General features: G+C 40.3%; 27 protein-coding genes and 1 pseudogene. All 28 read left to right on the plus strand.

Annotation, left to right across the window (positions count from 1 at the left end; all coding sequences use genetic code 11):
• The 28 genes and pseudogenes from HUX68_RS03385 (at window position 1) to copZ (ending at window position 25,103) form a co-directional block, all read left to right on the plus strand.
• On the plus strand, window positions 1-1,530 hold the full coding sequence (locus HUX68_RS03385) for an acyl-CoA carboxylase subunit beta (protein ID WP_174613474.1): 1,530 nt from the start codon (window positions 1-3) through the stop codon (window positions 1,528-1,530).
• 208 nt (window positions 1,531-1,738) lie between these two features.
• Entirely contained in the window at window positions 1,739-2,197 is a 459-nt protein-coding gene (locus HUX68_RS03390; protein ID WP_174613476.1) for a flavin reductase family protein, read from the plus strand.
• A gap of 46 nt (window positions 2,198-2,243) precedes the next feature.
• Window positions 2,244-2,720, plus strand: coding sequence for a CBS domain-containing protein (locus HUX68_RS03395; protein ID WP_174613478.1), 477 nt, complete (start codon window positions 2,244-2,246; stop codon window positions 2,718-2,720).
• 65 nt (window positions 2,721-2,785) lie between these two features.
• A complete protein-coding gene (locus HUX68_RS03400; RefSeq protein WP_174613480.1) occupies window positions 2,786-3,331 on the plus strand; it encodes a DUF1697 domain-containing protein in 546 nt (181 codons plus the stop codon).
• Between the two features lies 1 nt (window position 3,332).
• On the plus strand, window positions 3,333-3,845 hold the full coding sequence (locus tag HUX68_RS03405) for a DinB family protein (RefSeq protein WP_174613482.1): 513 nt from the start codon (window positions 3,333-3,335) through the stop codon (window positions 3,843-3,845).
• A gap of 72 nt (window positions 3,846-3,917) precedes the next feature.
• Window positions 3,918-7,541, plus strand: coding sequence for a dynamin family protein (locus HUX68_RS03410; RefSeq protein ID WP_174613484.1), 3,624 nt, complete (start codon window positions 3,918-3,920; stop codon window positions 7,539-7,541).
• Between the two features lie 5 nt (window positions 7,542-7,546).
• Window positions 7,547-8,413, plus strand: coding sequence for a 5'-3' exonuclease (locus HUX68_RS03415; protein ID WP_174616331.1), 867 nt, complete (start codon window positions 7,547-7,549; stop codon window positions 8,411-8,413).
• Between the two features lie 281 nt (window positions 8,414-8,694).
• Window positions 8,695-9,309 (plus strand): pyridoxamine 5'-phosphate oxidase family protein, encoded by a 615-nt coding sequence (locus tag HUX68_RS03420; RefSeq protein ID WP_174613485.1) that lies wholly within the window; start codon window positions 8,695-8,697, stop codon window positions 9,307-9,309.
• A gap of 232 nt (window positions 9,310-9,541) precedes the next feature.
• Entirely contained in the window at window positions 9,542-10,390 is an 849-nt protein-coding gene (locus HUX68_RS03425) for a gamma-glutamylcyclotransferase family protein (RefSeq protein ID WP_174613487.1), read from the plus strand.
• A gap of 150 nt (window positions 10,391-10,540) precedes the next feature.
• On the plus strand, window positions 10,541-11,848 hold the full coding sequence (dsdA, locus tag HUX68_RS03430; RefSeq protein ID WP_174613489.1) for a D-serine ammonia-lyase: 1,308 nt from the start codon (window positions 10,541-10,543) through the stop codon (window positions 11,846-11,848).
• A gap of 6 nt (window positions 11,849-11,854) precedes the next feature.
• The gene (cysK, locus tag HUX68_RS03435; protein WP_174616332.1) at window positions 11,855-12,772 is read left to right on the plus strand and encodes a cysteine synthase A; all 918 of its coding nucleotides are present in this window, start codon (window positions 11,855-11,857) and stop codon (window positions 12,770-12,772) included.
• 467 nt (window positions 12,773-13,239) lie between these two features.
• Entirely contained in the window at window positions 13,240-13,824 is a 585-nt protein-coding gene (locus HUX68_RS03440; protein ID WP_174613491.1) for a peroxiredoxin family protein, read from the plus strand.
• 229 nt (window positions 13,825-14,053) lie between these two features.
• Window positions 14,054-14,470: a DsrE/DsrF/DrsH-like family protein gene (locus HUX68_RS03445; RefSeq protein ID WP_174613492.1), complete on the plus strand. Its 417-nt coding sequence runs from the start codon at window positions 14,054-14,056 to the stop codon at window positions 14,468-14,470.
• A 20-nt stretch (window positions 14,471-14,490) separates the two neighbouring features.
• Entirely contained in the window at window positions 14,491-15,621 is a 1,131-nt protein-coding gene (locus HUX68_RS03450; protein ID WP_174613494.1) for an MBL fold metallo-hydrolase, read from the plus strand.
• A gap of 83 nt (window positions 15,622-15,704) precedes the next feature.
• Window positions 15,705-15,932: a sulfurtransferase TusA family protein gene (locus HUX68_RS03455; protein ID WP_174613496.1), complete on the plus strand. Its 228-nt coding sequence runs from the start codon at window positions 15,705-15,707 to the stop codon at window positions 15,930-15,932.
• A 50-nt stretch (window positions 15,933-15,982) separates the two neighbouring features.
• Window positions 15,983-16,762, plus strand: coding sequence for a sulfite exporter TauE/SafE family protein (locus HUX68_RS03460; RefSeq protein ID WP_425509533.1), 780 nt, complete (start codon window positions 15,983-15,985; stop codon window positions 16,760-16,762).
• A gap of 146 nt (window positions 16,763-16,908) precedes the next feature.
• Complete coding sequence (locus tag HUX68_RS03465; protein ID WP_174616333.1) at window positions 16,909-17,169, plus strand: metal-sensitive transcriptional regulator; 261 nt, start codon at window positions 16,909-16,911, stop codon at window positions 17,167-17,169.
• 184 nt (window positions 17,170-17,353) lie between these two features.
• Window positions 17,354-17,772 (plus strand): annotated as a pseudogene (locus HUX68_RS03470) (class I SAM-dependent methyltransferase); the annotation flags it as partial.
• Window positions 17,773-18,067: 295 nt separating this feature from the next.
• Window positions 18,068-18,715 carry a hypothetical protein gene (locus HUX68_RS03475; RefSeq protein ID WP_174613499.1) on the plus strand — a complete coding sequence of 216 codons (648 nt, stop codon included), beginning with the start codon at window positions 18,068-18,070 and terminating at the stop codon, window positions 18,713-18,715.
• The gene (locus tag HUX68_RS03480; RefSeq protein ID WP_174613501.1) at window positions 18,715-19,473 is read left to right on the plus strand and encodes a cytochrome c biogenesis CcdA family protein; all 759 of its coding nucleotides are present in this window, start codon (window positions 18,715-18,717) and stop codon (window positions 19,471-19,473) included. The genes HUX68_RS03475 and HUX68_RS03480 overlap by 1 nt, the downstream gene beginning before the upstream one ends.
• Before the next feature lie 16 nt (window positions 19,474-19,489).
• Complete coding sequence (locus tag HUX68_RS19505) at window positions 19,490-19,765, plus strand: hypothetical protein (RefSeq protein WP_343033609.1); 276 nt, start codon at window positions 19,490-19,492, stop codon at window positions 19,763-19,765.
• Entirely contained in the window at window positions 19,695-19,946 is a 252-nt protein-coding gene (locus HUX68_RS19510; RefSeq protein WP_343033610.1) for a TlpA family protein disulfide reductase, read from the plus strand. Before HUX68_RS19505 ends, HUX68_RS19510 begins: the two co-directional genes overlap by 71 nt.
• A gap of 19 nt (window positions 19,947-19,965) precedes the next feature.
• Complete coding sequence (locus tag HUX68_RS19515; RefSeq protein WP_343033611.1) at window positions 19,966-20,154, plus strand: TlpA family protein disulfide reductase; 189 nt, start codon at window positions 19,966-19,968, stop codon at window positions 20,152-20,154.
• Window positions 20,129-20,812 carry a response regulator transcription factor gene (locus HUX68_RS03490; RefSeq protein ID WP_174613503.1) on the plus strand — a complete coding sequence of 228 codons (684 nt, stop codon included), beginning with the start codon at window positions 20,129-20,131 and terminating at the stop codon, window positions 20,810-20,812. The genes HUX68_RS19515 and HUX68_RS03490 overlap by 26 nt, the downstream gene beginning before the upstream one ends.
• Window positions 20,805-21,899: a sensor histidine kinase gene (locus HUX68_RS03495; protein WP_174616334.1), complete on the plus strand. Its 1,095-nt coding sequence runs from the start codon at window positions 20,805-20,807 to the stop codon at window positions 21,897-21,899. The genes HUX68_RS03490 and HUX68_RS03495 overlap by 8 nt, the downstream gene beginning before the upstream one ends.
• A 178-nt stretch (window positions 21,900-22,077) precedes the next feature.
• Window positions 22,078-22,380 (plus strand): metal-sensing transcriptional repressor, encoded by a 303-nt coding sequence (locus HUX68_RS03500; RefSeq protein ID WP_174613505.1) that lies wholly within the window; start codon window positions 22,078-22,080, stop codon window positions 22,378-22,380.
• Window positions 22,381-22,393: 13 nt separating this feature from the next.
• Window positions 22,394-24,778, plus strand: coding sequence for a heavy metal translocating P-type ATPase (locus HUX68_RS03505; protein WP_174613506.1), 2,385 nt, complete (start codon window positions 22,394-22,396; stop codon window positions 24,776-24,778).
• Window positions 24,779-24,893: 115 nt separating this feature from the next.
• The gene (gene copZ / locus HUX68_RS03510) at window positions 24,894-25,103 is read left to right on the plus strand and encodes a copper chaperone CopZ (protein WP_174613508.1); all 210 of its coding nucleotides are present in this window, start codon (window positions 24,894-24,896) and stop codon (window positions 25,101-25,103) included.
• Window positions 25,104-25,152 lie beyond the last annotated feature (49 nt).

Consider the following 25,152-nt stretch of genomic DNA (forward strand, 5'->3'; position numbering starts at 1 on the left):
ATGTCATACTTGGAAGAACTACAAAGCAGAATTAAAAAAATTGAAAGCGGCGGGAAAGAAAAATACCACCAGAAAAACGAAGAAAAAGGAAAGCTGTTCGTCCGTAAACGACTGGAATTATTATTTGACGATGGAATTAATTTGGAAGATGCATTTTTCGCCAATTGCATGGATGGTTCATTGCCGTCCGATGGTGTTGTCACCGGGATTGGAAAGGTTGGTGGTCAATCCGTATGTGTGATGGCGAACGACTCCACTGTTAAAGCAGGATCCTGGGGGAAACGGACGGTTGAAAAAATTCTCCGCATTCAGGAAACTGCTGAAAAATTGGAAATTCCGATGCTTTATCTGGTGGATTCAGCCGGCGCACGGATTACCGATCAGATTGAAATGTTTCCTGGCCGCCGTGGTGCAGGACGTATTTTCCACAATCAGATAAAACTGTCCGGCCGGGTGCCGCAAGTTTGTCTGTTATTTGGACCATCTGCTGCCGGCGGTGCATATATTCCGGCGTTTTGTGACATTGTCATCATGGTCGATGGCAATGCATCGATGTACTTAGGTTCCCCACGGATGGCTGAAAAAGTTATCGGCGAAAAAGTAAGCCTTGAAGAAATGGGCGGTGCAAAAATGCACTGTTCTGTTTCCGGATGTGGTGATGTGCTCGTCAAATCTGAGGAAGATGCCATTGAATACACGAAGAAATACGTAAGTTATTTTCCGGCAAACTTCCGGCAAAAGCCACAAGCTATGGATGCAAAGGAAGTTAAGAATTTTGAAAAGTCCATTACAGATCTGATCCCGGAAAATCAAAATGCACCATTTAACATGTTTGATTTGATTAAACGGTTAATTGATGAAGACAGTTTTTGTGAAGTGAAGAAAAAGTTTGCACCAGAACTTATTACCGGACTTGCCCGAATAAATGGCAAGTCAGTAGGGATTATTGCCAATCAGCCACGGATGAAGGGCGGTGTGTTGTTCCCCGATTCCGCTGATAAAGCAGCCAAATTTATCCAGCTGTGTGATGCATTTAATATTCCTCTTCTGTTCCTGATGGATATTCCAGGCTTTATGATTGGAACAAAGGTGGAACGTGCGGGTATCATCCGGCACGGTGCCAAAATGCTTGCCGCGATGAGTGAAGCAACCGTTCCGAAAATCTCCGTTGTTGTACGAAAAGCATATGGAGCAGGCCTGTATGCGATGGCAGGACCGGCATTTGAACCGGATTGCTGTCTGGCATTACCGACTGCACAAATTGCTGTCATGGGACCGGAAGCAGCTGTGAATGCAGTATATGCAAACAAAATTGCGGAACTACCGGAAGAACAACGCCCGGCATTCATCAAGGAAAAACAGGAAGAGTACAAAGATAACATCGATATTTACCGCCTGGCATCTGAAATGGTTGTTGACGCTGTCGTTGATCCTGATAAGCTGCGTGGTGAACTTGTTAGCCGCTTCAAGATTTATGAACAAAAGAATGTAACGTTTACTGAACGGAAACACGGTGTTTATCCAGTGTAAATGTGAGATAACGAAAATCCTTGATATCAGATATCAAGGATTTTCTCATAACAAAATATTACTATCAGCATAAACTATATCAACCATCGGGAATTTATTTACGATAATATTATTATGTTAACTAACCACATGAATCCTATCCATTTTAAATTTTCAGGTAACATGATATCCTAATTTAGAGTCAGAGAGTGGAGGGGGATACAAACTAATGGATAGCAGGGAATTCCGAAATGCAATGGGGAAATTTGCAACCGGTATTACCATTGTAACCACTGATTATGAGGACGACACAATGGGGATGACGGTAAATGCTTTTATGTCTGTTTCACTGGCCCCCAAATTAATTGCTATATCTATTGATGAAAAGGCAAGAATGTATGATAAATTACAAAAAACCGGGAAATTCGGGATAAGTATTTTAACAGAGGATCAGCAAGATTTAGCAATGATTTTTGCCAGACAGAAAGAAAAAGACAGGGACATTCCAATTATCAGACAGGATGGCATCCCAGTTATTGATGGAGCAATCGCATCACTGTCCTGTCATGTAAAAGAAACTGCTGAAGCAGGCGACCATATGATTTTTATTGCTGAAGTAACAGAAATGAACATGAATGAAGGAGATCCAATTATTTTCTACAGTGGAAAATACCGGTCACTGGATTAGTTCATTTATGCTAACACGACTGGTTCATATAGGTGAGGTGAATTTGATGAAAATAAGAGATTTTATGATAACAGATGTCATTACTGCAACGAAAGATACGACGATCAAACAATTACTTAGAACATTGGTCGAAAATAAAATTGGCGGTGTTCCGGTAATTGATGATAATAATCGCTTAATGGGAGCAGTGAGTGATGGTGATATTATCCGTTATTTGCAGCCCCGGGGCAGAACAGTCTATGATATGTTTTCACTGGTGCTCGTTAATGAAAAAGAGGATTTCCGTTATAAAATAAACTCCAGTATTAATGATACTGCTGAAAATTTCATGCGGAAGAAGGATCTGTACAAGGTACATCCTGAGGACGAGATAGAGAAGGTACTAAATATTTTCTCGAACCATCATATTAAAAAAGTGCCGGTAGTTGATAATGATTCAAAACTTATCGGTGTCATCAGCAGAGGAGATCTGATCCGGTTTATTTCCACTTCTATTATTGCCAATTCAGATGATGAAACATAAGGGGTGACCTTTATACCAATAAGTATTTTGCGGCCATAATGCACAAAGGATAGGAGGTGGAAGTTATGACAACCTATGTCGCTCTGCTCAGAGCAATCAATCTTGGTAAGAAAAACAAGGTGAAAATGGCTGAATTAAGAAGTTTTCTGGAATCAATTGGTCTGCAGCATGTCCAGACATATATCCAAAGCGGAAACATTATTTTTGAATCGGAAATGGATGTGAAAGCACTGAAAAACATGCTGGAATTTAAGTTGGAGGAACGGTTCGGGTTTGCCATTCCCGTTATGTTGCGAACACGATCAGAGTGGTCGAATATTATTCAGCTGTGTCCATATGCTGATAAACCATTGGCGAATGAACAAAGCATACATATTTCCTTTCTTGGAGAAATACCCTCAGAACAAGCTGTCAACAGCCTGGGAACCTATGAGAATAATTTAGATACATATCAACTGAATGGCAAGGAAGTTTATCTGCTTTTTGGTCAGAATCTTCATAAATCCAATCTTCAGCGTCACCTGCAAAAGCTGAAAACACCTGCAACAATGCGGAATTGGAAGACAGTCATGAAATTGGAAACGATGCTGGCAGAAAGGGAAGGTAAATAGGATGGAATTTAAAATTAAGGACTTGGAAGGCTATACACCACAAATCGGTCGCCTGGTTCACATGATGAATTATGCACGGACTACAACATTACAGGCGGTTAAAGGATTAACGATAGAACAACTGGATTATCTTTATGCAGATAATGCGAATTCAATCGGTGCACTTTTGACGCATATGGCAGCTGTTGAATTTTGTTTCCAGATTGAAACGTTTGATGAGCGAGAGCCAACAGATGCGGAAGTTCAGGAATGGGGTGCCGGGTTAGACCTTGGTGAAAAAGGACGGCACGAAATAAAGGGAAAACCATTGGACTACTACATAGATAAACTGGATAAAGTCCGCAATAGAACACTTACTGAATTTAAGAGGCGGAATGACGACTGGTTATATGTGGAACGAAAATGGGCCAGCTACCCGTCCAATAATTATTTCATCTGGTTTCATACATTTGAAGATGAAATCAATCATCGCGGTCAGATCCGCATCCAGCGAAAAATGCTTCCCAATTTTTAGCCGGTGGATATATAGGCTAAAAAATCGTATAATGGAAGGTGGAAATGTTAATTAGGAAGGAATTTTATCATCATGTTGCAAACTGTACCCATGCAATCTATCACAAACGAGTATTTGACCAGCCTGTATCAGATCATGCTGGAACACGGTGATACTGAAAATGCTGCCAAACTATTAGATGTATACGAAAAAAACAATAATCAGGAAATCATGATCAGTTTTGCTGGTCATTTTTCTGCTGGAAAATCATCCATGATCAATGAATTACTGGGGAAACAGATTTTGCCGAAGAGTCCGATTCCAACCAGTGCAAACGTAGTGAAAATTAAGTCCGGTTATGGTACGGCCACCGTTTATTTTCATGATAATGAACCATTGGAATATGAAGAGCCATATGACATCGATATGATTAAGGAATACGCTAAAGATAAAGCAGGTATCAAAGCGATTGATATCAGTACAAAAGAAGCGATTTTACCTAGTGATTGTATCATTGTGGATACACCGGGAATTGATGCAGCAGATGATGCTGACCGGCTTATGACCGAATCATCACTGCATCTTGTTGACCGGTTGTTTTATGTGATGGATTATAATCATGTCCAATCTGAAGTTAATTTGCAATTTCTTAAAATGGTGCAGGATTTCGAAATACCATTTTATATTATTATCAATCAAATCGATAAACATGACGAGCGTGAAATTACGTTTGACAGCTTTACCGAAAGTATTAACCAAACGTTCAGCCAGTGGGACATTAACCCGGAAAAAATCTATTATTCTTCGTTGATAGATTCCGCTGCTGATCATAATCAGATTAATAATATCAGAGAAAAGCTGACAGCCTTAATGACTGACAAAGAGGCGATAATGAACATCGAACGATCCACCAAACAGGTGATGGAAGCACATCGAAAGTTTCTGCATGATGTATACGAAGAAAAACTGCCGGAAAATTTATCAGAGGACGGTGAAATGGATGCTGGATCCAGACTGGAAGCCGTTAAAGAGAGAATAGAATCGATTAAGCATTACCCGCAAAAAGTGGAGGAAGCATTTTTGGCAGAGCTGAATAAAACCCTTAAAAATGCTTACTTGATGCCGGCGGTGCTTCGTGATAAGGCTCAGGTTTATTTAGAATCGCAGCAACAGGATTTCAAAGCCGGGATATTTTCATCAAAAAAGAAAACGCAAGAAGAACGGGAAAAGCGTTTGGATGACTTTTATCAATCACTGAAAGAAACAATGGAAACGTCGATTCAGTGGAAACTCCGGGATAAATTTTCGGAGCTGCTGAAGGAATTTCACATTTATGATCAACAGCTTGCGAATGCCATTCAACAGTTGGCCATTGATTATGGCGAGGAGCAGCTTCGTTCCCTGCAAAAACCGGGAGCAAAGGTAAATGGGGATTATGTATTAATTTACACGAATGATGTCAGCTCCGATATAAAACAACGCTATAAAAGAGAAGCATTCCGTATTTGGGAACAGATTCAGGTAAACCTGGATGACCAGGTCAATGAGGAACTGAAAAAGTATGAACCGGAAAAACAAAAATTGCAGGATAAATTGGAATTGCACCGGAATCAGATGGATTTGAAAAATGAATTACAAGAAAAATTAAGTCTGCTGGAATCAGCGTACAGCAATCCCAAATCGGATGTTGCTGTCGATGGGGAAATTGAACAGGAGCTGAAAATCAGGCATAAACCGGTTAAGAAAGCAACCAAAAGTATGTATTCCGATGTAAAACAGGTAGAAGAGACAGTAGCGGCAACAGTTAAACCCGAGAAAAAAACGAATTCATCAGTGGAAAATACCCTGGAGAAGATTGAGAATGTGATCGATACGATTCAGGATCTGCCTGGTTTTCAGTCTATTATTGATGATTTATCGGAAAAACGGCATCGTTTGACAAAACGTTCGTTTACGATAGCATTATTCGGGGCATTCAGTGCAGGTAAATCATCATTTGCCAATGCACTGCTGGGTAAAAATGTATTGCCTGTGTCACCAAATCCGACAACTGCTGTGATTAACCGGATTAATCCTGTTGAGAAGGAAGTTGACCACGGAACCGTTGTTGTTACTTTGAAAGATACGGAAACACTGATAAACGACCTGAAGCAGCTCATGAAAAAGCTTGATCCGCCATCTGCTGATTTTGAACAATTGGTTGATTGGATCAGGAAAAATAATATACATGAACATGATGATCTCCATCAAACACACCAAAATTATTTGCAGGCGATTCTTGACGGTTACCATGATTATATGGAAGCGACTACCGGAAGTATTACGATTGATATCGATTCGTTTGAAGCATTTGTAACCAATGAAGCAAAAGCCTGTTATATTGAATCGGTTGACTTGTATTATGACTGTGAGTTGACAAGAGATGGCATTACCCTGGTGGATACGCCTGGCGCAGATTCCGTTAACGCCCGCCATACAAATGTTGCGTTTGATTATATTAAGCATGCAGATGCGATTTTGTATGTTACCTATTATAACCATGCACTGGCTCGCGCGGATAAAGACTTTCTGCTTCAGCTTGGACGCGTAAAAGATGCATTTGAACTGGATAAAATGTTCTTCATTATGAATGCAGCTGACTTAGCGGCAGATGATATGGAATTAAACCTGGTGTCGAATTATATCAAAGAACAATTGACAATACTGGGGATTCGCTTCCCAAGGTTGTACCCGATTTCCAGTAAACAATCACTAATGGATAAACAGAAGAATTTTCCATTAAACGAGCAAATGGCTGCATTTCAAGCTGATTTCAATCACTTTATTCATCATGAACTGGCGGCAATCACCATTCAGTCTGCCGGCCGTGATATGTACCGGGCATTACAGGCAATCAGACAATACTTGGACTCACTTCAACTGAATGAAGCGGAGAAAGACGCGTATCGCAATGAATTACAGTCAAAACGTGAAGCGCTGAAAGAGATTGCAGCTAATATAGATAGTGCAACCGGTGAACAAAAAATAGCTCAAAAAATTGAAAAGCAGCTCTATTATGTGTTGGAACGGCTGTCCATTCGTTTCCATGATTTTTTCAAAGAAACATTTAACCCTGCCACGATTACTGAATCAGGCAGAAAAGCAGTGCTCCAACTGGAGAAACAGCTTCAGGAATTATTGGATTACACGGGCTATGAATTGCTGCAGGAATTACGGGCAGTTTCGCTTCGGATTGAGGCGTTTATGAAGGAACTGCAGACGGAATTGCAGGATGATTTTTCAAACAGCAGCAAGCAAATCGATCCCAAATTTTTATTACCGGACATTACTGATTTGGAATTGCAAACACCGGAATATGAGCAGGCATTTATTGAATTGGGGACGGATAATTTTCGTAAAGAACTGAAGTTATTCAACGGAACGAAAGCTTTTTTTGCAAAGAATGAAAAAGAAACCATGAAAGAAGCGATTTATAGCCGGATATCCCCAGTTACTGAACGTTATTTGGAAAAGAATCAGCAGCACATGCAGGATAGCTATCTGGAGCAGTGGCAGACAGCAACGGGCGATATAAAACAGGACATTAGCAAGCATATAGATTTATATATCGATAACCTGTTATCCATGATGGATGATCATTCAGTTGAACCTGGTGTATTACAGGCGAAACAGGATAAGCTTGTTTCGATTCTTGATGAAGAAGATTGGGAGGCTTAAGGATGATGAGAGAAGGCAAAATATTGCTCGTAGATGGAATGGCATTGTTGTTCCGGGGCTTTTTCGCAACCGCATTTCGGGGTAATTTCATGAAGACCAGCAGTGGTGTACCGACAAATGGTGTTTATCAATTTCTGCGGTATTTTCTGGATGCGGTCGATACATTTGAACCGACACACGTGATCTGCTGCTGGGATATGGGGAGTAAAACATTCCGTACCGATATGTTTGAAGGATACAAAGCGAACAGGTCAGAACCGCCGGAAGAACTTATCCCGCAGTTTGATCTGGTGAAAGAAGTGACCGAAGCATTTAATATGCCGAATGTCGGAGTGGAAAATTTTGAAGCGGATGATTGTATCGGAACGCTTGCACGAACTTTTTCCACCGACAGTGAAGTGCTTATTCTTACAGGAGATCAGGATATTCTGCAGCTGGTCGATGAAGGCATCAGTGTTGCCATCATGAAGAAGGGACAGGGTAACTATGATGTGTATGAACAAACTAATTTCCTGGAGAAGAAAGGAATTACGCCGAAGCAGATAATTGATTTAAAAGGACTGATGGGTGACACATCGGATAATTACCCTGGTGTTAAAGGCATCGGTGAAAAAACAGCGATGAAGCTTATTAAGAAGTACGATTCAATCGATAATATTCTTGCCAATATGGATCAGTTATCAAAAGGAATCCAGACCAAAATTAAAAATAATTTGGACTTGCTGCATTTATCAAGGGAGCTAGCTGAAATCAAATGTGATGTTCCCGTTTCCTGCCCGGTAGAGGATGCATTGTGGAAATACGATAAAAAGCAGATTGAGGACAAGTTTACCGAACTGGAATTTACCAATCTGGCTAAACTGGTAAAATAAGATTGCAGGAAAAATCATCGTAAATGATTGTAGATTAGATAGAATTCAGGTAAAAAACGATAGTTGTGAACGTCTCCCTTGCAGTTGCAGGTTGCGGCAGGGAGGCGTTTTCTGTTTAAGGATTAATGCTCGATTTTGACAAATCCTCCTTCGATCAGTCCTGCCTAATTGAATGTATCCACGATTTTCGGCAACATACAATCAAGCAGTAATATAAATATTTTTCTCGACCACAGCTCTGCGTTATAATATATCCGTTGAAAATCGTCAGGAGGGTCCGGATGTCTGAAAAAAGAGGCGAACATATACTTCAAGAAGAAAATGGGACGAAAAAACGGGCATTTTCATTTTATAATAACCAAATGTTAAGCTTTCTAAATGAATTAATGCGGGAATTTATTATAGATCAGGATATGATGTTTATATCGACAGCTGACAACGATGGGAATTGTGATAACTCTTTTCGTGCCGGTGAGAAGGGTTTTGTGAAAATCATTGATGAACACACACTAATGTACCCTGAATACAAGGGTAACGGTGTAATGTCCAGCTTGGGAAATATCGTAGAAAATCCACATATCGGCCTGCTATTTATTGATTTCTTTGAGCATAGAATTGGATTACATGTAAATGGGAAGGCAAAAATCATCGAACATGAAAAACTGTCTTTGCTAAATATTACAGAAGATTATTTAAGCAAAATTGAATCTGAGGAAGGGCAAAAAGCTGAACGGTGGGTGGTTATAGAAGTCGAAGAGGCTTACATCCATTGTTCGAAACACATTCCTCTTCTGAAAAGAACAGATCATGAAGTGGGAGATGAAACCGATAATAAAAAAGTAAAGGGTGGGAGCGGAGATTTCTTTAGGGCAAAGCAAAGTAAGCATAATCCTTAACTTTATTCATCTGCTAAACATACAAACACATTTCCGGATATCTTATAGTGGGGTATCCGGTATTTTTATGAGATTTTATAATACCTATGCATGTATCACTATATACCCTGCAATATCAGAGCCGTTCTTGACTGCGGGGTATTAACATATACATGTAAGGGTATTTAGCTGCCAATGCTTTTTATCAGTATAAAAGGATATGGTATTATGAATGAATATGGGAGGGGTTCAAGTGACAAACGTGTTTGTATATGGAACATTACGTATGGGCGGTCGCAATGATTCTTTTTTGGAAGGTGCAGAGTGCATATACAGCCAGTGCCGCGTTCGCGGAAAGTTGCTTAATACGGATAAAGATTACCCTGTTATGCAGCCAGATAATTCATCCTGGGTATTTGGGGAACTTTATAGTGTGACGGATTCACAAATGAAAACCATTGATGTGCTGGAAGGATATGAGGATGGAAGGTCTGATAATTTATATCATAAGATAACTACGCCCGTATGGAATGAATCAGGGGAGGAATGCCGCGCTGTTGTCTTTACTGCAGCACGATCCATAAATTATTCCACTCACAGTATTTCTTCAGGCGACTGGTGCGTAAACAAATACATAAAACGGGATAAACTGTTGTATTTTGCGTATGGATCCTGTCTCGATGATGAACGCTTTCGCAGTGCGGGAGCAGATCATTTTTTTAAACACGTATTTGGGTCTGGAGTGCTTAACGGATTTGAATTCCGTTTTTCTGTTAAAACGAATGACGGCGGTAAGGCAGATATTGTTGAAAACAAAGCGGAAGATGTGGAAGGAAAAGTGTATGAAATTCCGGCCGAAGCGTTAGAGTATTTATACAGGCGGGAAGGTGTGTACAATCGGATTTACCGACCGGCAATTGTCCTGGTAAGCATTGCCGGGGTATTATACCAGGCATTGACATTTATTGGTATTAAAAAAACGGTTGAGACTGCACCTACTTCTCTCTATGCGACGGAAATAATGCGGGGTGGGAATGATTGTTTCAGTAATCATTATAAAGAAAAATTGACAAGAAAACTGGATCGTTTTCACGAGGGGTAAGATTGTTTGAGTAGTTTATTCTGCCTGAACATAGCAAACAAAGGTGACGTTCGAGCCACGGTCAGCTTTTTGATTGGGCTTTTACTTGTGTCATGATAGTATAAAATTGGGTATACTAGCGACTGATATTGTCATGAGAGGGTGGTAAAGATGGTTTTTTCACAGCAGGAAGTTGTAAAATGGAAAGAAAGATTTCCGATTTTAGATGATATTATTAATTTAAACCCTATTTATTGGTCGAATCATCACCTACATAAACAGGTTAACTTGGATTCACTGCCGATTTCCAAGCAGGATATGGCAGATGCTCAAAAACTATGGGAGCGATTTGCTCCTTATCTGCGTATGGTATTCCCGGACTCAAACGGAATAATCGAATCACCATTAAAGCAGATTTCAACATTCAAGGATAAGCAAATGTCTGTACAAGGCGATTTGTTTTTAAAGTGTGATAATGACCTGCCAATTGTCGGATCCATTAAAGCAAGAGGCGGTCTTTATGAAATTCTTCATTATGCGGAGCGTTTAGCCGTCGAAGCGGGAATGGTGTCAGTTGATGATAATTATGAGGTATTTGCGACAGATCGGTTCAAAAAGTTTTTTAGTCAATATGCAATTGGAGTCGGGTCGACGGGTAATTTAGGCTTAAGTATTGGTACAATCAGTGCCCAACTCGGTTTTAATGTATCGGTATATATGTCTGCGGATGCTAAACAATGGAAAAAGGATATGCTTCGGAACCGTGGTGCGTTTGTATATGAGTTCGCTGGTGACTTCAGTGAGGCAATTCGTGCAGGACGTGAACAAACTATCAATGACCCGAAAGCATACTTTGTGGATGATGAAGATTCGAAGCATTTATTTTTAGGCTACAGTGTTGCTGCATTTGAATTACAGAAGCAGCTGCAGGAACAAAATATTAAAGTGGACAAGAATCATCCGCTGTGTATTTACTTACCGTGTGGAGTTGGCGGATCACCGGGCGGTATTGCATTCGGGTTAAAACATGTATTTGGTGAACATGTTCATTGTTTTTTCGTGGAACCTACACACTCCCCTTCCGTGCTTATCGGGCTTTTGACTGGTGAAATGAATAAAATAAGCGTTCAGGATTTCGGAATCGATAACCAGACGGAAGCTGATGGTCTTGCGGTTGGCCGTCCATCAGCTTTTGCTACAGCGGTCAGTGATAAGCTGATCAGCGGTATCTATACGGTTGAAGATAATGAATTGTACCGTTATTTGACCCTGCTTGCAGATACAGAAGGAATTTATCTGGAACCGTCCGCAACAGCCGGATTAATCGGACCAGAACGTGTGCAGGAATATATAGAGGAAAACGGATTGCCAAAAGAAAATATTTCTCATATCGCCTGGGCAACAGGTGGCTCATTGGTACCGGAAGCTGATATGAAGGAATTTTATGCGAAGGGCAAAAGATTGATGGAGGAAGGTTGATTGACAATGAGAGTAGCGCAGAATATGACAGAATTAATTGGTGAAACACCTGTTGTTCGATTAAATAAAATCGTACCGGAAGATGCGGCAGATATTTTTGTGAAACTTGAATCAAATAACCCGAGTAAAAGTGTTAAGGACCGTGCTGCATATAATATGATAAAGCAAGCAGAAGATGCAAAGGCTATAAAGCCCGGGGATACAATTATTGAACCGACAAGCGGAAACACGGGTATAGGACTTGCAATGAATGGTGCCGCGAAAGGTTATCAGGTGATCCTGGTAATGCCCGATAACAGCACCCAGGAACGCCGAAATATTTTAAAAGCTTTCGGGGCAAAAGTTGTGCTTACACCAAGTGCTGAAAAAATGCCTGGTGCTATTAAAAAGGCAAAAGAACTTCAAGATGAAATTCCAGGTAGTTTTATTCCTCAGCAATTTGAAAATGATGCTAATTCCGATATCCATCGAACAACGACAGCAACAGAAATATATGACCAGATGGACGGAGAACTCGATGCATTTGTTTGTACGGCCGGAACTGGTGGCACTGTAACAGGAACTGGTGAAACATTAAAAGCTAAAATACCTGGATTACACATAACAATAGCTGAACCAAAGGGATCTCCTGTATTGTCAGGCGGGAAACCTGGACCGCATAAATTGGTCGGAACAAGTCCGGGCTTTGTACCTGATATTCTAAATACAGATATTTACGATAAGATTATTCAAATTGACGATGACGATGCGGTCAATATGTTTAAAAAGCTGCCGCGTGAGGAAGGAGTATTTATTGGATTGTCTGGTGCTGCGGCAGTTTTTGCAGCAATTCAAGTTGCGAAGCAGCTAAGTAAAGGAAAGAAAGTCTTATGTATTGCTCCGGATACAGGAGAACGGTATCTTAGTATGAATTTGTTTGAATAGTTAGTTCTAAGAGTGACGTGTTTTATGATGCGTTACTCTTATTTTTTTGAAATTCCGCCAGCTCATTATTATTTTCATATTTTATATCCCAATAATATACTCGTGGAAGTCCCCAATAGATCCAGTAATCATGTACCAGGGAGGTACTTACAAACATTATCATTTGCCAATCTATATTGTTCAAAATGTCACTCCTTTCGTCTTTACAGGTTATTACGAAATGGGGTTGTCTAAGAACGCAATGTCATATTATTTGCTTGTAGCAGAGCCTCTTTCCTTTCCCTCGTCAGTGAAAACTATATTCATTATATATATACTGACATCAAACCCTATTCCAAATTATATTTTCTTTTCACTTTCATCAAATTTTCATATTTATGTTGTAAGTTGAATGATATGAGAACGTGTTCGAAAAAACTTACTCAAATAAAACCGTTCTTCAGGCTGAAATATGGAGGTTACAAATAATGAAAAAGGCAATTATAGCAGTAATTGTATTAGCAATGTTTGGATGGGCTGTATATGATTTCGCAATCTCAACTAATGAAACTGCTAACGAATTGAATAATAGTTCAACTAAAACTACTCCACCATCTTCTCAAAACGGCGGGCTAAAAATGACAGACGAGGTAGGTCTTTCGCCAGGTAACATTGCCCCTGATTTTAAATTGAAAAACATGAAAGGGAAAGCGGTGCGTTTATCAGATTTCAGAGGAGAGCCTGTTATTGTCAATTTTTGGGCTACATGGTGCCCGCCGTGCAGGGCAGAAATTCCGGATTTAAGAAAGCTCTACAAAAATAAGAATGTGGAGATTTTGGCGGTTAATTTAACGTCAACTGAACAAAGTATTGGTGACGTTAAAAAATTTGTACAGAATTATAAAATGTCCTTTCCTGTGTTGAAGGATACAGAATCCAAGGTTGCTGAACAGTACAATGTCCGGGCATATCCGACTTCATATATGATTGACGCAAGCGGCCATATAACTTATATGCATTTGGGTGCCATGAACTATGATTTGATGATACAGCAGCTGGCAAAGATGAATTAAAGCCTTCACAAGTTTATTCTTATTGACAAAATACATATAGGGGTATATAGTGGCGTTGCATTGTTTTTTGGAATTCCAAAAAAATAACCGTATCTGGTTATATTTTTTGCCATGTATAAATACATGTACATGTATATGTATTCGATAAATATGAAAGGAGAAGCAATCTGATGTAAAAGAAGAAAGCAACGAATTTACTGTTCAGTGATTCTAAGGAGGTAAAACGAAAATGAAAGAAATTAAGACAAACAGCAACACTCGTGTAGCAATTATAGCGGCAAATGGTGGTATGTTCGATGCTTATAAAGTATTTAATATTGCAACTGCAGCAGCAGCATCCGATAAAGAAGTAGGGATCTTCTTTACATTTGAAGGACTGAATCTGATTCATAAAGAGGCGCATAAAAGGCTGCCGCTCCCGGAAGGAAAAGAAGACTTTCAAGAAGGTTTTAAAAAAACGAATGTTCCATCCATCAGCGACTTATTGGAAATGGCTCAAGAGCTGGGCGTAAAAATGATCGGCTGCCAAATGACGATGGATGTTATGAACTTGGAAAAAAACGATTTTGTAGACGGGATTGAAGTCGGCGGCGCAGCATCCTTCATTGAATTTGCTAAAGATGCTGATATTTCGCTGACATTTTAACATGAGGAGGTTAAATATTTATGGCTAAGACTATAACAACTGACGAACTGGCAAATCGGGTCGTCAATCGTGAAGAAACGCTTATTCTGGATGTTCGAAATACCGATAAGTTTAAAGACTGGAAGATTGAAGGAGACAGCGTTGAAATAATGAATGAACCTTATTTTAATGTACTTGATGGTGTCGAACCGATCGCGGAAAAAATAAATAAGGATCAGGAAGTAATTGTCGTTTGTGCCAAGGGCAACTCATCGAAAATGGTGAAAGAATTGATGGAAGAAAACGGGTTTACAAATGTTTATGATTTAGAAGGCGGTATGGAAGCCTGGAGTGAACACTTGGAACCGGTCAAAATAGCGGACTTAAACGATGGCGGAAGCATTTATCAATTTGTTCGCCTTGGCAAAGGGTGTCTGTCGTATATGGTCGTTTCCAATAAGACAGCTGCGGTTATCGACGCTAATCGTATGACGGATATTTATGAACGATTTGCTGAAAAGAAAAATGTAACGATTGAGTATACAATTGATACACATCTTCACGCTGACCATATTTCGGGAGGCCGAAAGCTTGCCGATAATACCGGCGGATCATATCATCTGCCGCCTAAAGATGCTGAAAAAGTAACGTTCTATTATACACCGTTGGAAGAAGGGCACGATATTACGATCGGCAATACCACGGTTAATGTTCAGCCTGTTTATTCACCGGGACACACAATTGGAAGCACATCATTAATTATTGATAAAAAATATCTGCTAACAGGGGATATATTGTTTGTAAAATCGATCGGACGTCCCGACTTGGCCGGAAAGGCTGAAGATTGGGTTGGTGATTTGCACGAAACCTTATACAGCCGTTATATCGAATTGTCTGACGATCTAATTGTATTGCCTGCCCACTATTCCTTTGTAGAAGAGCTCGGCAAAGATGGCAGTGTCAAGGCACGGCTTGGTGACTTGTATGAGCAGAATTCGGGTTTGAAGGTGGACGATGAACAGAAATTCCACAGAATGGTAACGGAAAATCTGCCGCCACAGCCAAACGAGTACGATAATATTCGTCAGATCAATATGGGTCAAATGGACCCGGAAGATAAGAAACAACGTGAAATGGAAATAGGACCGAACCGCTGTGCAGTACACGGTTAAACTAGCAGACTTGACGAAAACCAGCAAATAGCGGGAGCGGAAAAAGCTCTGAAAAATAGAAAATCCAACAGGAGGAACTTATGATGGAAGCAGTAAGAGTATTAGATGCAAAAGGAATAGCATGTCCAATGCCGGTTGTGAAAACCAAAAAGGCAATGGATGAAATTAATTCAGGAGAAATTCTCGAAGTCCATGCGACTGACAAAGGGGCCAAAAGTGACCTGGCGGCTTGGACAAAATCAGGTGGTCACGAACTGGTCGATCAAACAGAAGAAGGGGACATCCTGAAATTTTGGATTAAAAAGGCATAAAGGAGACCCGCTGATTTGCGGGCCCCCTTGATGGGGGTGAGAATTTGGAAATTAGTGTAGTTACTGTAGTTGTCATTTTTCTTATAGGCTTCGTGGGTTCCTTTATTTCTGGGATGGTTGGAATTGGCGGCGCAATCATCAACTTCCCCCTTTTGTTGTATGTACCAGCTGCTTTGGGTGTAGCTGAATTTACATCATTTGAAGTATCAGGGATTACGGCAATTCAAGTGTTTTTTGCGACAATCGGCGGAGTCTGGGCATACAGGAAAGGTGGTTATATTCATAAATCAATTATTGGCTATATGGGAGTCAGCATACTCGCGGGCAGCTTTATCGGCGGCTTTTTTTCTTCCTTGATGACTGAAGAGGGGATAAACCTTGTATATGGTCTGCTGGCGGTGCTGGCTGCAATCATGATGTTTGTTCCGAAAAAAAGAATGGATGGTGCTGTATTTGATCCGGAACAATTTAATCGATGGCTGGCGGCTCTTCTTGCATTGTTCGTTGGGATAGGAGCCGGTATTGTAGGAGCGGGCGGTGCATTTATACTGGTTCCGATTATGCTGCTTGCTTTAAAAATCCCGACACGAATTACGATTGCATCATCTTTGGCAATTACCTTTATTTCATCAATTGGGTCTGCTGGAGGTAAGGTGCTGACGGGTCAAGTTTTGTTGGTGCCGGCAGTTATCATGATTGTTGCAAGCTTAATCGCTTCGCCTCTGGGGGCAAGGATTGGTAAAAAAGTAAACACGAAAATTTTACAATGGATACTAGCCGTTTTAATTTTTGCCACTGCGTTAAAAATTTGGCTGGATATATTGGGATGAAAGCACTGGCAATACTAAAGGGGAGCAGGTTCAAGGTTGAATTTTTGACAAATATCCGCATCCGGCAAATAATATTGGTACATGGTGGAGTATATTACTATGTGAAGAACTATATTGATACCGGAAAAGAAAGAGGGTGTTCAGACATGGATTATGATGATCAAATCAGAAACAGGGTGAAACGTATTGAAGGGCAAGTACGAGGATTGTTGAAAATGATGGACGAAGGAAAGGATTGCCGTAATGTGGTGAGTCAAATGTCGGCTGCCAGGAATGCTCTTGACCGTACGTCAGCGCTGATTGTAAGTAAAAACCTGGAACAGTGCATCCGTGAAGAAAAAGATGCGGGTAAAAACTCCGAAGATATTATTAAAGAAGCTGTCAACTTACTGGTTAAAAGCCGGTAAGGTAACTATATGGAGAAGCACTTATATCATGAAAGGGGAATAAATAATGACCGATAAACGTTTTAATCCAGACAGGGCTCATGTACTGGCGAGTTCAGACCGGAAAAAGAGGTTACCGCCGGAGGAAGTGATTGACCATTTGGATATAAGATCCAGTGATATAATTGCAGATCTTGGTGCAGGTACTGGTTTTTTCACAATTCCAATAGCAAAACAGGCGCAGAGAATCCAAGCAGTCGATATTGAACCAAGAATGCTGGAGATGCTGAAGCAGAAAAACTTGAAAATATTACGTATGTTGAAAGCAATTTAGACCAAATCCAGCTTGATAACACCTCAATAGATAAGGTTATGATTTCATTTGTGATTCATGAGGTGCCGGATATCGATAAAACACTTGGAGAAATAACACGTATTTTAAAACCCGGTGGACAGATGCTTCTGCTTGACTGGGAGGCATTTGAGACAAAGTCCGGACCGCCACTGAACCACCGTATTTCCTCGGATGATATGAAAAAGGCATTGGTAAATAATGGTTTTTCAGCTGAATTGATTCAATTGAACCCTGAAAATTATGCTTTTAAGGCGGTACCAAATACGTAACAGGATGACCGTTATTCGGGCCAAGATGTTCGTTGAATTACCAAAAATTCACTTCACGTTGGTTTGCATCTAATAGATTAAAAACCGTTTCCTTTTCGTTGGGGACGGTTTTTAGGTAGTATGCTGTAAAATAAATAACATTTAGTGGATGTGAACAACTACTGTTTCGGTCCCAGTATCCCTGATTTTACATGATTCATGTTAGAGGTATTTATATTTTGCAATTTATTTTCATCAAATTTTCATATTAAACAAGTAAAGTGTTTGTGAAAGTGATGAATGGAGGAATAAATTTGTGGCAGCTGCAATTAAGTTAATGTCAGTCGGGGTGATGGCGCTAAGTTTTCTTTTCGGATTCATATTTTTTTTCCTTACGAACGGACAGTCCAAAGAACAACGTAAGCTATATATGGAAGAGATATTTTCACAGCTTATTAATTTGATTATCTTTATTTGGATAAGCAAAATCATTTTGAGTTTCCCGTTATTTATGAATGATCCTATATCTGTGTTGGCATATCCCAGTGGTGCGAACTCATTTTATTTGGCTTTATTTTTCAGTGCGGCAGTTTTTCATTATAAGTCAAGGAAATGGCAGCTGGATTCACTGTTATTCCTTGAATCTGCCATGCTTGTATTTTTAGCAGCCTCATTTGCTTATGAATTTATACAATACATATATCATAATAATCAATTTGCGTTTGGCTACCTGGTCCTGCTTACAGTAATGTTGCTGGTGTTTCTTTTTATTCAAAAACGCGTAACAGCTGCAATCCTGTTGATAATCATAATTATCTGCTGGAGTATGGGAGTACTGTTACTTTACTTTTTACAGCCGTTTGTAACCGTGTTTGGGTATATTGTTTCGCCGTGGTTTTTAGGATTGTTTATCTTGTTCAGTTTATTGTATATATTTTTTTTAAAAAGAAAGAGGCGATTGTAATGGGTGGAATTGAAGCGGATACGATGCTGGTCGTTGGAATGTTTCTTGCGGTTGGCGCTGGTGCATTATCGTTTTTGTCACCATGCGTGCTACCGATTTTTCCGGCTTATATGTCGTATATTACCGGTATCAGTGTAAAAGAATTGCAGGGAGATCAGAATATAAAAATCCGCCGTCAGCTATTGAGTCATTCACTTATTTTTCTGTTGGCGGTATCCTTAGTGTTTATTAGTTTAGGTGCGAGTGCTTCTTTTTTAGGTCAGTGGGCGCAAGATTTGCTTGTAGGTGAATCTGGATTGCTTATTCAACGGATTGCAGGAATATTAATTATTGTGATGGGCTTATTTGTTGCAGGCTGGATTTCCATTCCCTCATTGATGAAGGAACGCCGTTATCGGTTTGGCAAGCGGCCGGCAGGGTATGTCGGAACATTTGTTATCGGGCTTGGTTTTGCTGCTGGATGGACACCATGTATCGGACCGATTTTCGGATCCATACTGCTTTTAGCAGCAAGTAATCCGGGGCAAGGTGTGTTTTATACAGTGATGTATGTGATCGGCTTTTCACTACCATTTCTTGTGTTGACATTTTTTCTTGGTTCAACCAAATGGATCATCCGGCACAGCAATTTAATTATGAAAATAGGAGCGGTTATCATGATTATTATGGGGCTTGTACTGTTTTTTGGTTTGATGCCGCGTATAACAGGGTTCTTGCTTGATCTGGTTCAGGATACATGGTTATCAAGGTTAGGATGAGATGGGGGCTTAAGAAATGATGAAAAAAGCAGTTTTAATTGTTGTCATTGTTGGAATGTTAGGGTGGGCGGTATATGATTTTGTAAGTTCATCAAATGATAAAACAGTAATGGAAAGCGACAAAGGATTTACGTCCGAGACCGAAACTGCTTCACAGGGGAGCAGTCAGGATCAGGAAACCGAGGAAGTGACTAAAACCGGAGTAGTCGGACTGGATGTAGGTGATATTACCCGGTTTTCAACTGGAAACGTTGGAAGGCGAAAAGGTAAAATTGTCGGACTTCAGGGGTAATCCGGTTATGCTTAACTTCTGGGCTACATGGTGCCCGCCATGTCGTGCAGAAATTCCTGATATGGAAAAGCTTCATCAAAACAAAGACATTACGATTTTAGCTGTTAATTTAACCAAGTCTGAAGCAAACATTCAGAATGTGAACCGAGTATCATCTGACATTTCCGATTCTATTAGATAGACAAGTCTCTGTTGCCGCTATGTATCAAATACGTCCCATCCCTACCACTTATATGATTGATGCAGAAGGGGTGATCCGGTTTAGGGCGTTCGGTGCAATGAATTATGATTTTATGGTGCAGGAACTGGAAAAAAATGAAATAATACAGCCATATAGTACAAAATGGACTCGAGGTGGTCACTGTGAAACAAACCCTTTTAGTGGTTGAAGACGATAAAATGATTCGTAGTCTGATAAGTATATATTTAGTAAAAGCCGGATATGACGTTATCGAAGCTGAGAATGGTGAACAAGCAAAAGAGGTTTTTCTGACAAATCACCCATGTTTAATTATCCTGGATTTAATGCTCCCCAAAATGAGCGGGGAAGATTTCTGCATGTGGGTGAGGGAACAGGAACGGAATGAAGTTTCCATTATCATGGTTTCCGCAAAGGCACGTACTGATGACAAAATCAGCGGCCTGAAAATGGGTGCAGATGATTATTTGACAAAACCATTTGACCCTGATGAACTTGTTGCCCATGTCGAGGCGGTGTTGCGCAGAACGGGGCAGTTTTGCCAGAAGATTGCTTATAGTGGGTTGTGCATTAAACCCCGCAAAGGAGAAGTACTATTATTCAATAAACAGTTGCATCTGACAAAACACGAGTTTAACTTGCTTTATTTCTTTATGGAGAATCCGAATATTGTTTTTTCCAGGGAAAATCTGATTGATCAGTTGTATCCGTATGCTGATAAAATTGTGCTGGATCGTACTATTGATGCTCATATTAAAAAACTCCGCGAAAAAATCGAGGATAAACCATCGGATCCGAAACGAATTATCACGGTCCGGGGAATGGGGTATAAATTTGCCAATGAATAAGCATAACAGGTCATGGCTCCCAAAGCAGTTTTTATGGCGATTATCCATTACCAACATTATTGTAATTACTGCTTTTATTATATTGAGTAGTTGGTCAATATATAACACTGCATGCTCATTGGCTGATGGGCTTGGCACGTTGAGCAATCAGAAGCAGAAGCAATTTAATTCGATTCTTTTCCAATATTTATGGATTTTCAGTATTGCAGCAATCGTTATTGGCAGTCTGGTTCATTTTTATATAACAAAAAAGTTGATTGATCCGCTAAGGGAATTGATTAAATCCACAAAACGCATGAAAGAAGGACGCTATCCCGAACCGCTTGCCGTGAAATCAAACGATGAGACAGGGGAATTGATTGGACAATTTAATGATCTGATCCAGCAAATAAAGGTTAACCAGGAGCAGCGTCAGAAACTTGTATCAGATCTGTCGCATGAATTTCGAACGCCGTTGTCAAACCTGAACGGATACTTAAATGCGTTAAGTAATGGGGTTATTGAAGGTGATGAAAACCTCTTTCAGGATTTGTATGATGAATCACGCCGACTCACGAATATGGTAAAACAATTGGAGCAGCTTAAAGAATGGGATTATATTTCCAATCAGAAGTTTTTTGAAAAAGAATCATCTGATATGCATCAGATTGTTCGGCAATCTGCAGAAATGTTTTATTGGTCACTGGAAAAGGCGAGGATTCGAATCGACGTTCAGTCTGATCATGGTATTGTCAAGGTGGATCACGGCGGAATATCACAGGTTATTAGTAATCTCATTGAAAATGCAATCCAATACTACGAGGGTGCTGGACCAATTCAGATAAACGGATTAAAACAGGATTCCAATTACAAAGTAACAGTATCCGGCCCCGGTCAGCCCATTCCAGCTGCTGAACATAGTGAGATTTTTGAGCGTTTCCACCGTACTGACTTTTCCCGAAGTAAGTTTTCGGGAGGTACAGGGCTTGGTCTGGCAATATCCAAGGAGATAATTGAACGCCATAATGGGAATATCGGTGTACAGTCGAATGGAGACATTCATACTTTCTGGATCACACTTCCGCTTAGTGAGGGGAGTAGTGAATAGTGTTCGAAATTATAAATATATGTTCCTTCATCGATCGGGTGCAATTGTTGAAGAGAGTTAAATCTAATTCCTCCATAAAGATGTGGAGGAATTAGACTTTTATCTTATAAAATTTTTTAGTTGACAAAATACCATATGGGGGTATAGTATAAATATAAACGAAAAGGAAGTGATTGATTTGGATAAATTCTTGCATGATCAACCAAGTAAACCGAGAACACGGGATGAAAAGGAAAAGACAATTAACCGTTTAAAACGTATAGAAGGGCAGGTTCGCGGAATACAGAAAATGGTGGAAGAGGATCGATATTGTATGGATATTTTAGTACAAATCAGCGCCATTCAATCCGCCTTAAAAAATGTAGGTTTCAATGTCACGGAACGGCATATTCACCATTGTGTCAGTGATGCGATTAAACAAGGTGAAGGTCACGAAACCATTGAAGAATTAATGAGTGTCATGAAGCAGTTTTCCAAGTAGGGAGGGAACTATGATGAGCGAAACAAATCATGAAACACTTGGTATAACAGGAATGACCTGTGCTGCTTGCTCCAATCGCGTTGAAAAAGTTTTAAACAAAATGGATGGAGTGGAAGCCCACGTCAATTTAACAACGGAAAAGGCAACTGTCGATTACGATTCGGATAAGACTTCGATTAAGGATATTACGGAAAAGATAGAAAATACTGGTTACGGTGTTTTGACGGAAAAAGCTGAACTAGATGTCATGGGGATGACGTGCGCGGCCTGTTCCAACCGGATTGAAAAGGTTTTGAATAAACAATCAGGCGTAAAGCAAGCAAGTGTAAACCTAACGACTGAAAGTGCAACGATTGAGTATAACACTGGAATGGTTGATGTAAAAAATTTGATCGAAAAGATCCGAAATATTGGCTATGATGCCAAACCAAAGGCAGAAGCAGAGGAAAAACAATCCCATAAAGAAAAAGAACTGCAGCAAAAGAAGACGAAGTTGATTATTTCCGCTGTACTGTCAGCACCGTTATTAGTAACGATGCTCGTTCATTTATTTGGCATGAATCTGCCAGCAATATTCATGAATCCATGGTTTCAATTTGCTTTAGCGACACCAGTTCAATTTATCATTGGATGGCAATTTTATATTGGCGCCTATAAGAACCTTCGTAATGGCGGCGCAAATATGGATGTGCTTGTTGCATTAGGCACGAGTGCTGCTTATTTTTACAGTTTATATGAAGCACTTAAGACCATTGGCAATCCGGAATATATGCCGCATTTATACTTTGAAACAAGTGCTGTGTTAATTACGTTGATTTTATTTGGCAAGTATTTGGAAGCGCGAGCAAAAACCCAGACAACAAATGCACTATCCTCTTTGCTGAATTTGCAAGCAAAAGAAGCTCGCGTTATAAGAAATGGCGAGGAAATCATGATACCTGCCCGCGAAGTTGTTGTTGGTGATCGATTAATTGTAAAACCAGGAGAGAAAATACCGGTAGACGGTATGGTCGTAAAGGGGAAAACATCTGTTGATGAATCCATGATTACCGGTGAATCCATTCCGATTGAAAAGGAAATAGACGCTGCTGTTATCGGTTCGACGATAAACAAAAATGGTTCGATTGAAATGGAAGCAACAAAGGTAGGGAAAGATACTGCCCTTGCATCGATTATTAAAGTGGTGGAAGAAGCGCAAGGATCGAAGGCGCCAATTCAACGGCTGGCTGATGTGATTTCCGGCTATTTCGTACCTATCGTTGTAGGAATTGCTTTTCTAACATTTATCGCCTGGATTTCATTTGTCCAGCCAGGTCAATTTGAGCCTGCCTTAGTTGCGGGAATTGCTGTACTCGTTATTGCCTGTCCATGTGCGTTAGGGCTTGCGACGCCTACTTCTATTATGGTAGGGACTGGAAAGGCTGCTGAAAGTGGTATCTTGTTTAAAGGTGGAGAACACCTGGAAAAAACACATCAGTTAGAGGCAATTGTTCTTGATAAAACAGGAACGATCACAAAGGGAAAACCTGAAGTAACAAACTTTACAGGTGATGAGGAAACATTACAGTTGCTTGCGAGTGCGGAAAAAGGTTCAGAACATCCACTTGCAGAAGCCATTGTTGCTTATGCAACAGAGCATGATATTGATTTTGTGGAAGTAGATGAATTTGACGCTATACCTGGTCATGGTATTGAAACGAAGATTTTCGGAAAACACGTTCTTGTTGGAAACCGAAAATTAATGCAAGATCACCAAGTAGATGTTGGTGGTGCGGAACAAGAATTGATTGATTACGAAGTTGAAGGAAAAACGGCGATGTTAATTGCTATTGACGGAGAGTATCGCGGAATTGTTGCCGTTGCGGATACGATTAAAGAAACCGCACCACAAGCAATTAAAGAGCTGCAGGAACAAGGTCTCGAAGTGATCATGCTGACGGGTGACAACGAACGAACAGCACAAGCTATCGCAAAACAAGCTGGTATTGATCAGGTGATTGCGGAAGTATTACCTGAAGAAAAAGCGAATAAAGTGAAAGAAATTCAAGCACTGGATAAAAAGGTCGCGATGGTTGGTGACGGTGTGAACGATGCACCTGCATTAGTTACGGCAGATATCGGAATTGCCATTGGCACTGGTACAGAAGTTGCCATTGAAGCTGCTGATGTTACGATTCTTGGCGGGGAACTTTTGCTCATACCGAAAGCCATTCGAATCAGTCATGCAACAATTCGAAATATCCGGCAAAACCTCTTCTGGGCATTTGGCTATAATACAGCGGGAATTCCGGTTGCAGCAATCGGATTACTTGCACCATGGATTGCTGGTGCGGCAATGGCATTAAGTTCGGTCAGCGTTGTTTCTAATTCCCTGCGATTGAAGCGGGTTAAAATATAATAAGATGTAAAAATGCCGAAGTTCACATGCGAAATGCCAAAGTTCACAATTGCAATCTTGTTTCGCCATCTGTGCATGGCTTTTCAGCGGACTTTTGAAAGGGGGTGAAATCAGGATGAAAAAGGTAACATTGGATGTACAAGGTATGTCATGTGGCCATTGTAAATCATCTGTTGAAGGTGCATTGAAAGGATTGGATGGAGTCAGCGGTGCTGAAGTTGATCTGGCCAGTGGAAAAGTAGATGTTACGTACGATGATGCGCAGATCACATTGTCAGATATGCGTGAAGCAGTGGAAGAGCAAGGTTATGATGTTGTTGCATAACTTAACATATAGGCTGGTTCCTTTGATAGGACCAGCTTTAAATGTTACA

Source organism: Virgibacillus ihumii (assembly GCF_902726655.1).
GTDB classification, from domain to species: domain Bacteria; phylum Bacillota; class Bacilli; order Bacillales; family Amphibacillaceae; genus Lentibacillus; species Lentibacillus ihumii.

Excerpts from the sequence above, each read along its gene's own strand:
- HUX68_RS03385 (WP_174613474.1), top strand. The coding sequence starts at position 1 with ATGTCATACTTGGAAGAACTACAAAGCAGAATTAAAAAAATTGAAAGC.
- HUX68_RS03390 (WP_174613476.1), top strand. The coding sequence starts at position 1,739 with ATGGATAGCAGGGAATTCCGAAATGCAATGGGGAAATTTGCAACCGGT.
- HUX68_RS03395 (WP_174613478.1), top strand. The coding sequence starts at position 2,244 with ATGAAAATAAGAGATTTTATGATAACAGATGTCATTACTGCAACGAAA.
- HUX68_RS03400 (WP_174613480.1), top strand. The coding sequence starts at position 2,786 with ATGACAACCTATGTCGCTCTGCTCAGAGCAATCAATCTTGGTAAGAAA.
- HUX68_RS03405 (WP_174613482.1), top strand. The coding sequence starts at position 3,333 with ATGGAATTTAAAATTAAGGACTTGGAAGGCTATACACCACAAATCGGT.
- HUX68_RS03410 (WP_174613484.1), top strand. The coding sequence starts at position 3,918 with ATGTTGCAAACTGTACCCATGCAATCTATCACAAACGAGTATTTGACC.
- HUX68_RS03415 (WP_174616331.1), top strand. The coding sequence starts at position 7,547 with ATGAGAGAAGGCAAAATATTGCTCGTAGATGGAATGGCATTGTTGTTC.
- HUX68_RS03420 (WP_174613485.1), top strand. The coding sequence starts at position 8,695 with ATGTCTGAAAAAAGAGGCGAACATATACTTCAAGAAGAAAATGGGACG.
- dsdA (WP_174613489.1), top strand. The coding sequence starts at position 10,541 with ATGGTTTTTTCACAGCAGGAAGTTGTAAAATGGAAAGAAAGATTTCCG.
- cysK (WP_174616332.1), top strand. The coding sequence starts at position 11,855 with ATGAGAGTAGCGCAGAATATGACAGAATTAATTGGTGAAACACCTGTT.
- HUX68_RS03440 (WP_174613491.1), top strand. The coding sequence starts at position 13,240 with ATGAAAAAGGCAATTATAGCAGTAATTGTATTAGCAATGTTTGGATGG.
- HUX68_RS03445 (WP_174613492.1), top strand. The coding sequence starts at position 14,054 with ATGAAAGAAATTAAGACAAACAGCAACACTCGTGTAGCAATTATAGCG.
- HUX68_RS03450 (WP_174613494.1), top strand. The coding sequence starts at position 14,491 with ATGGCTAAGACTATAACAACTGACGAACTGGCAAATCGGGTCGTCAAT.
- HUX68_RS03455 (WP_174613496.1), top strand. The coding sequence starts at position 15,705 with ATGGAAGCAGTAAGAGTATTAGATGCAAAAGGAATAGCATGTCCAATG.
- HUX68_RS03465 (WP_174616333.1), top strand. The coding sequence starts at position 16,909 with ATGGATTATGATGATCAAATCAGAAACAGGGTGAAACGTATTGAAGGG.
- HUX68_RS03480 (WP_174613501.1), top strand. The coding sequence starts at position 18,715 with ATGGGTGGAATTGAAGCGGATACGATGCTGGTCGTTGGAATGTTTCTT.
- HUX68_RS19505 (WP_343033609.1), top strand. The coding sequence starts at position 19,490 with ATGATGAAAAAAGCAGTTTTAATTGTTGTCATTGTTGGAATGTTAGGG.
- HUX68_RS19515 (WP_343033611.1), top strand. The coding sequence starts at position 19,966 with ATGTATCAAATACGTCCCATCCCTACCACTTATATGATTGATGCAGAA.
- HUX68_RS03495 (WP_174616334.1), top strand. The coding sequence starts at position 20,805 with ATGAATAAGCATAACAGGTCATGGCTCCCAAAGCAGTTTTTATGGCGA.
- HUX68_RS03505 (WP_174613506.1), top strand. The coding sequence starts at position 22,394 with ATGAGCGAAACAAATCATGAAACACTTGGTATAACAGGAATGACCTGT.
- copZ (WP_174613508.1), top strand. The coding sequence starts at position 24,894 with ATGAAAAAGGTAACATTGGATGTACAAGGTATGTCATGTGGCCATTGT.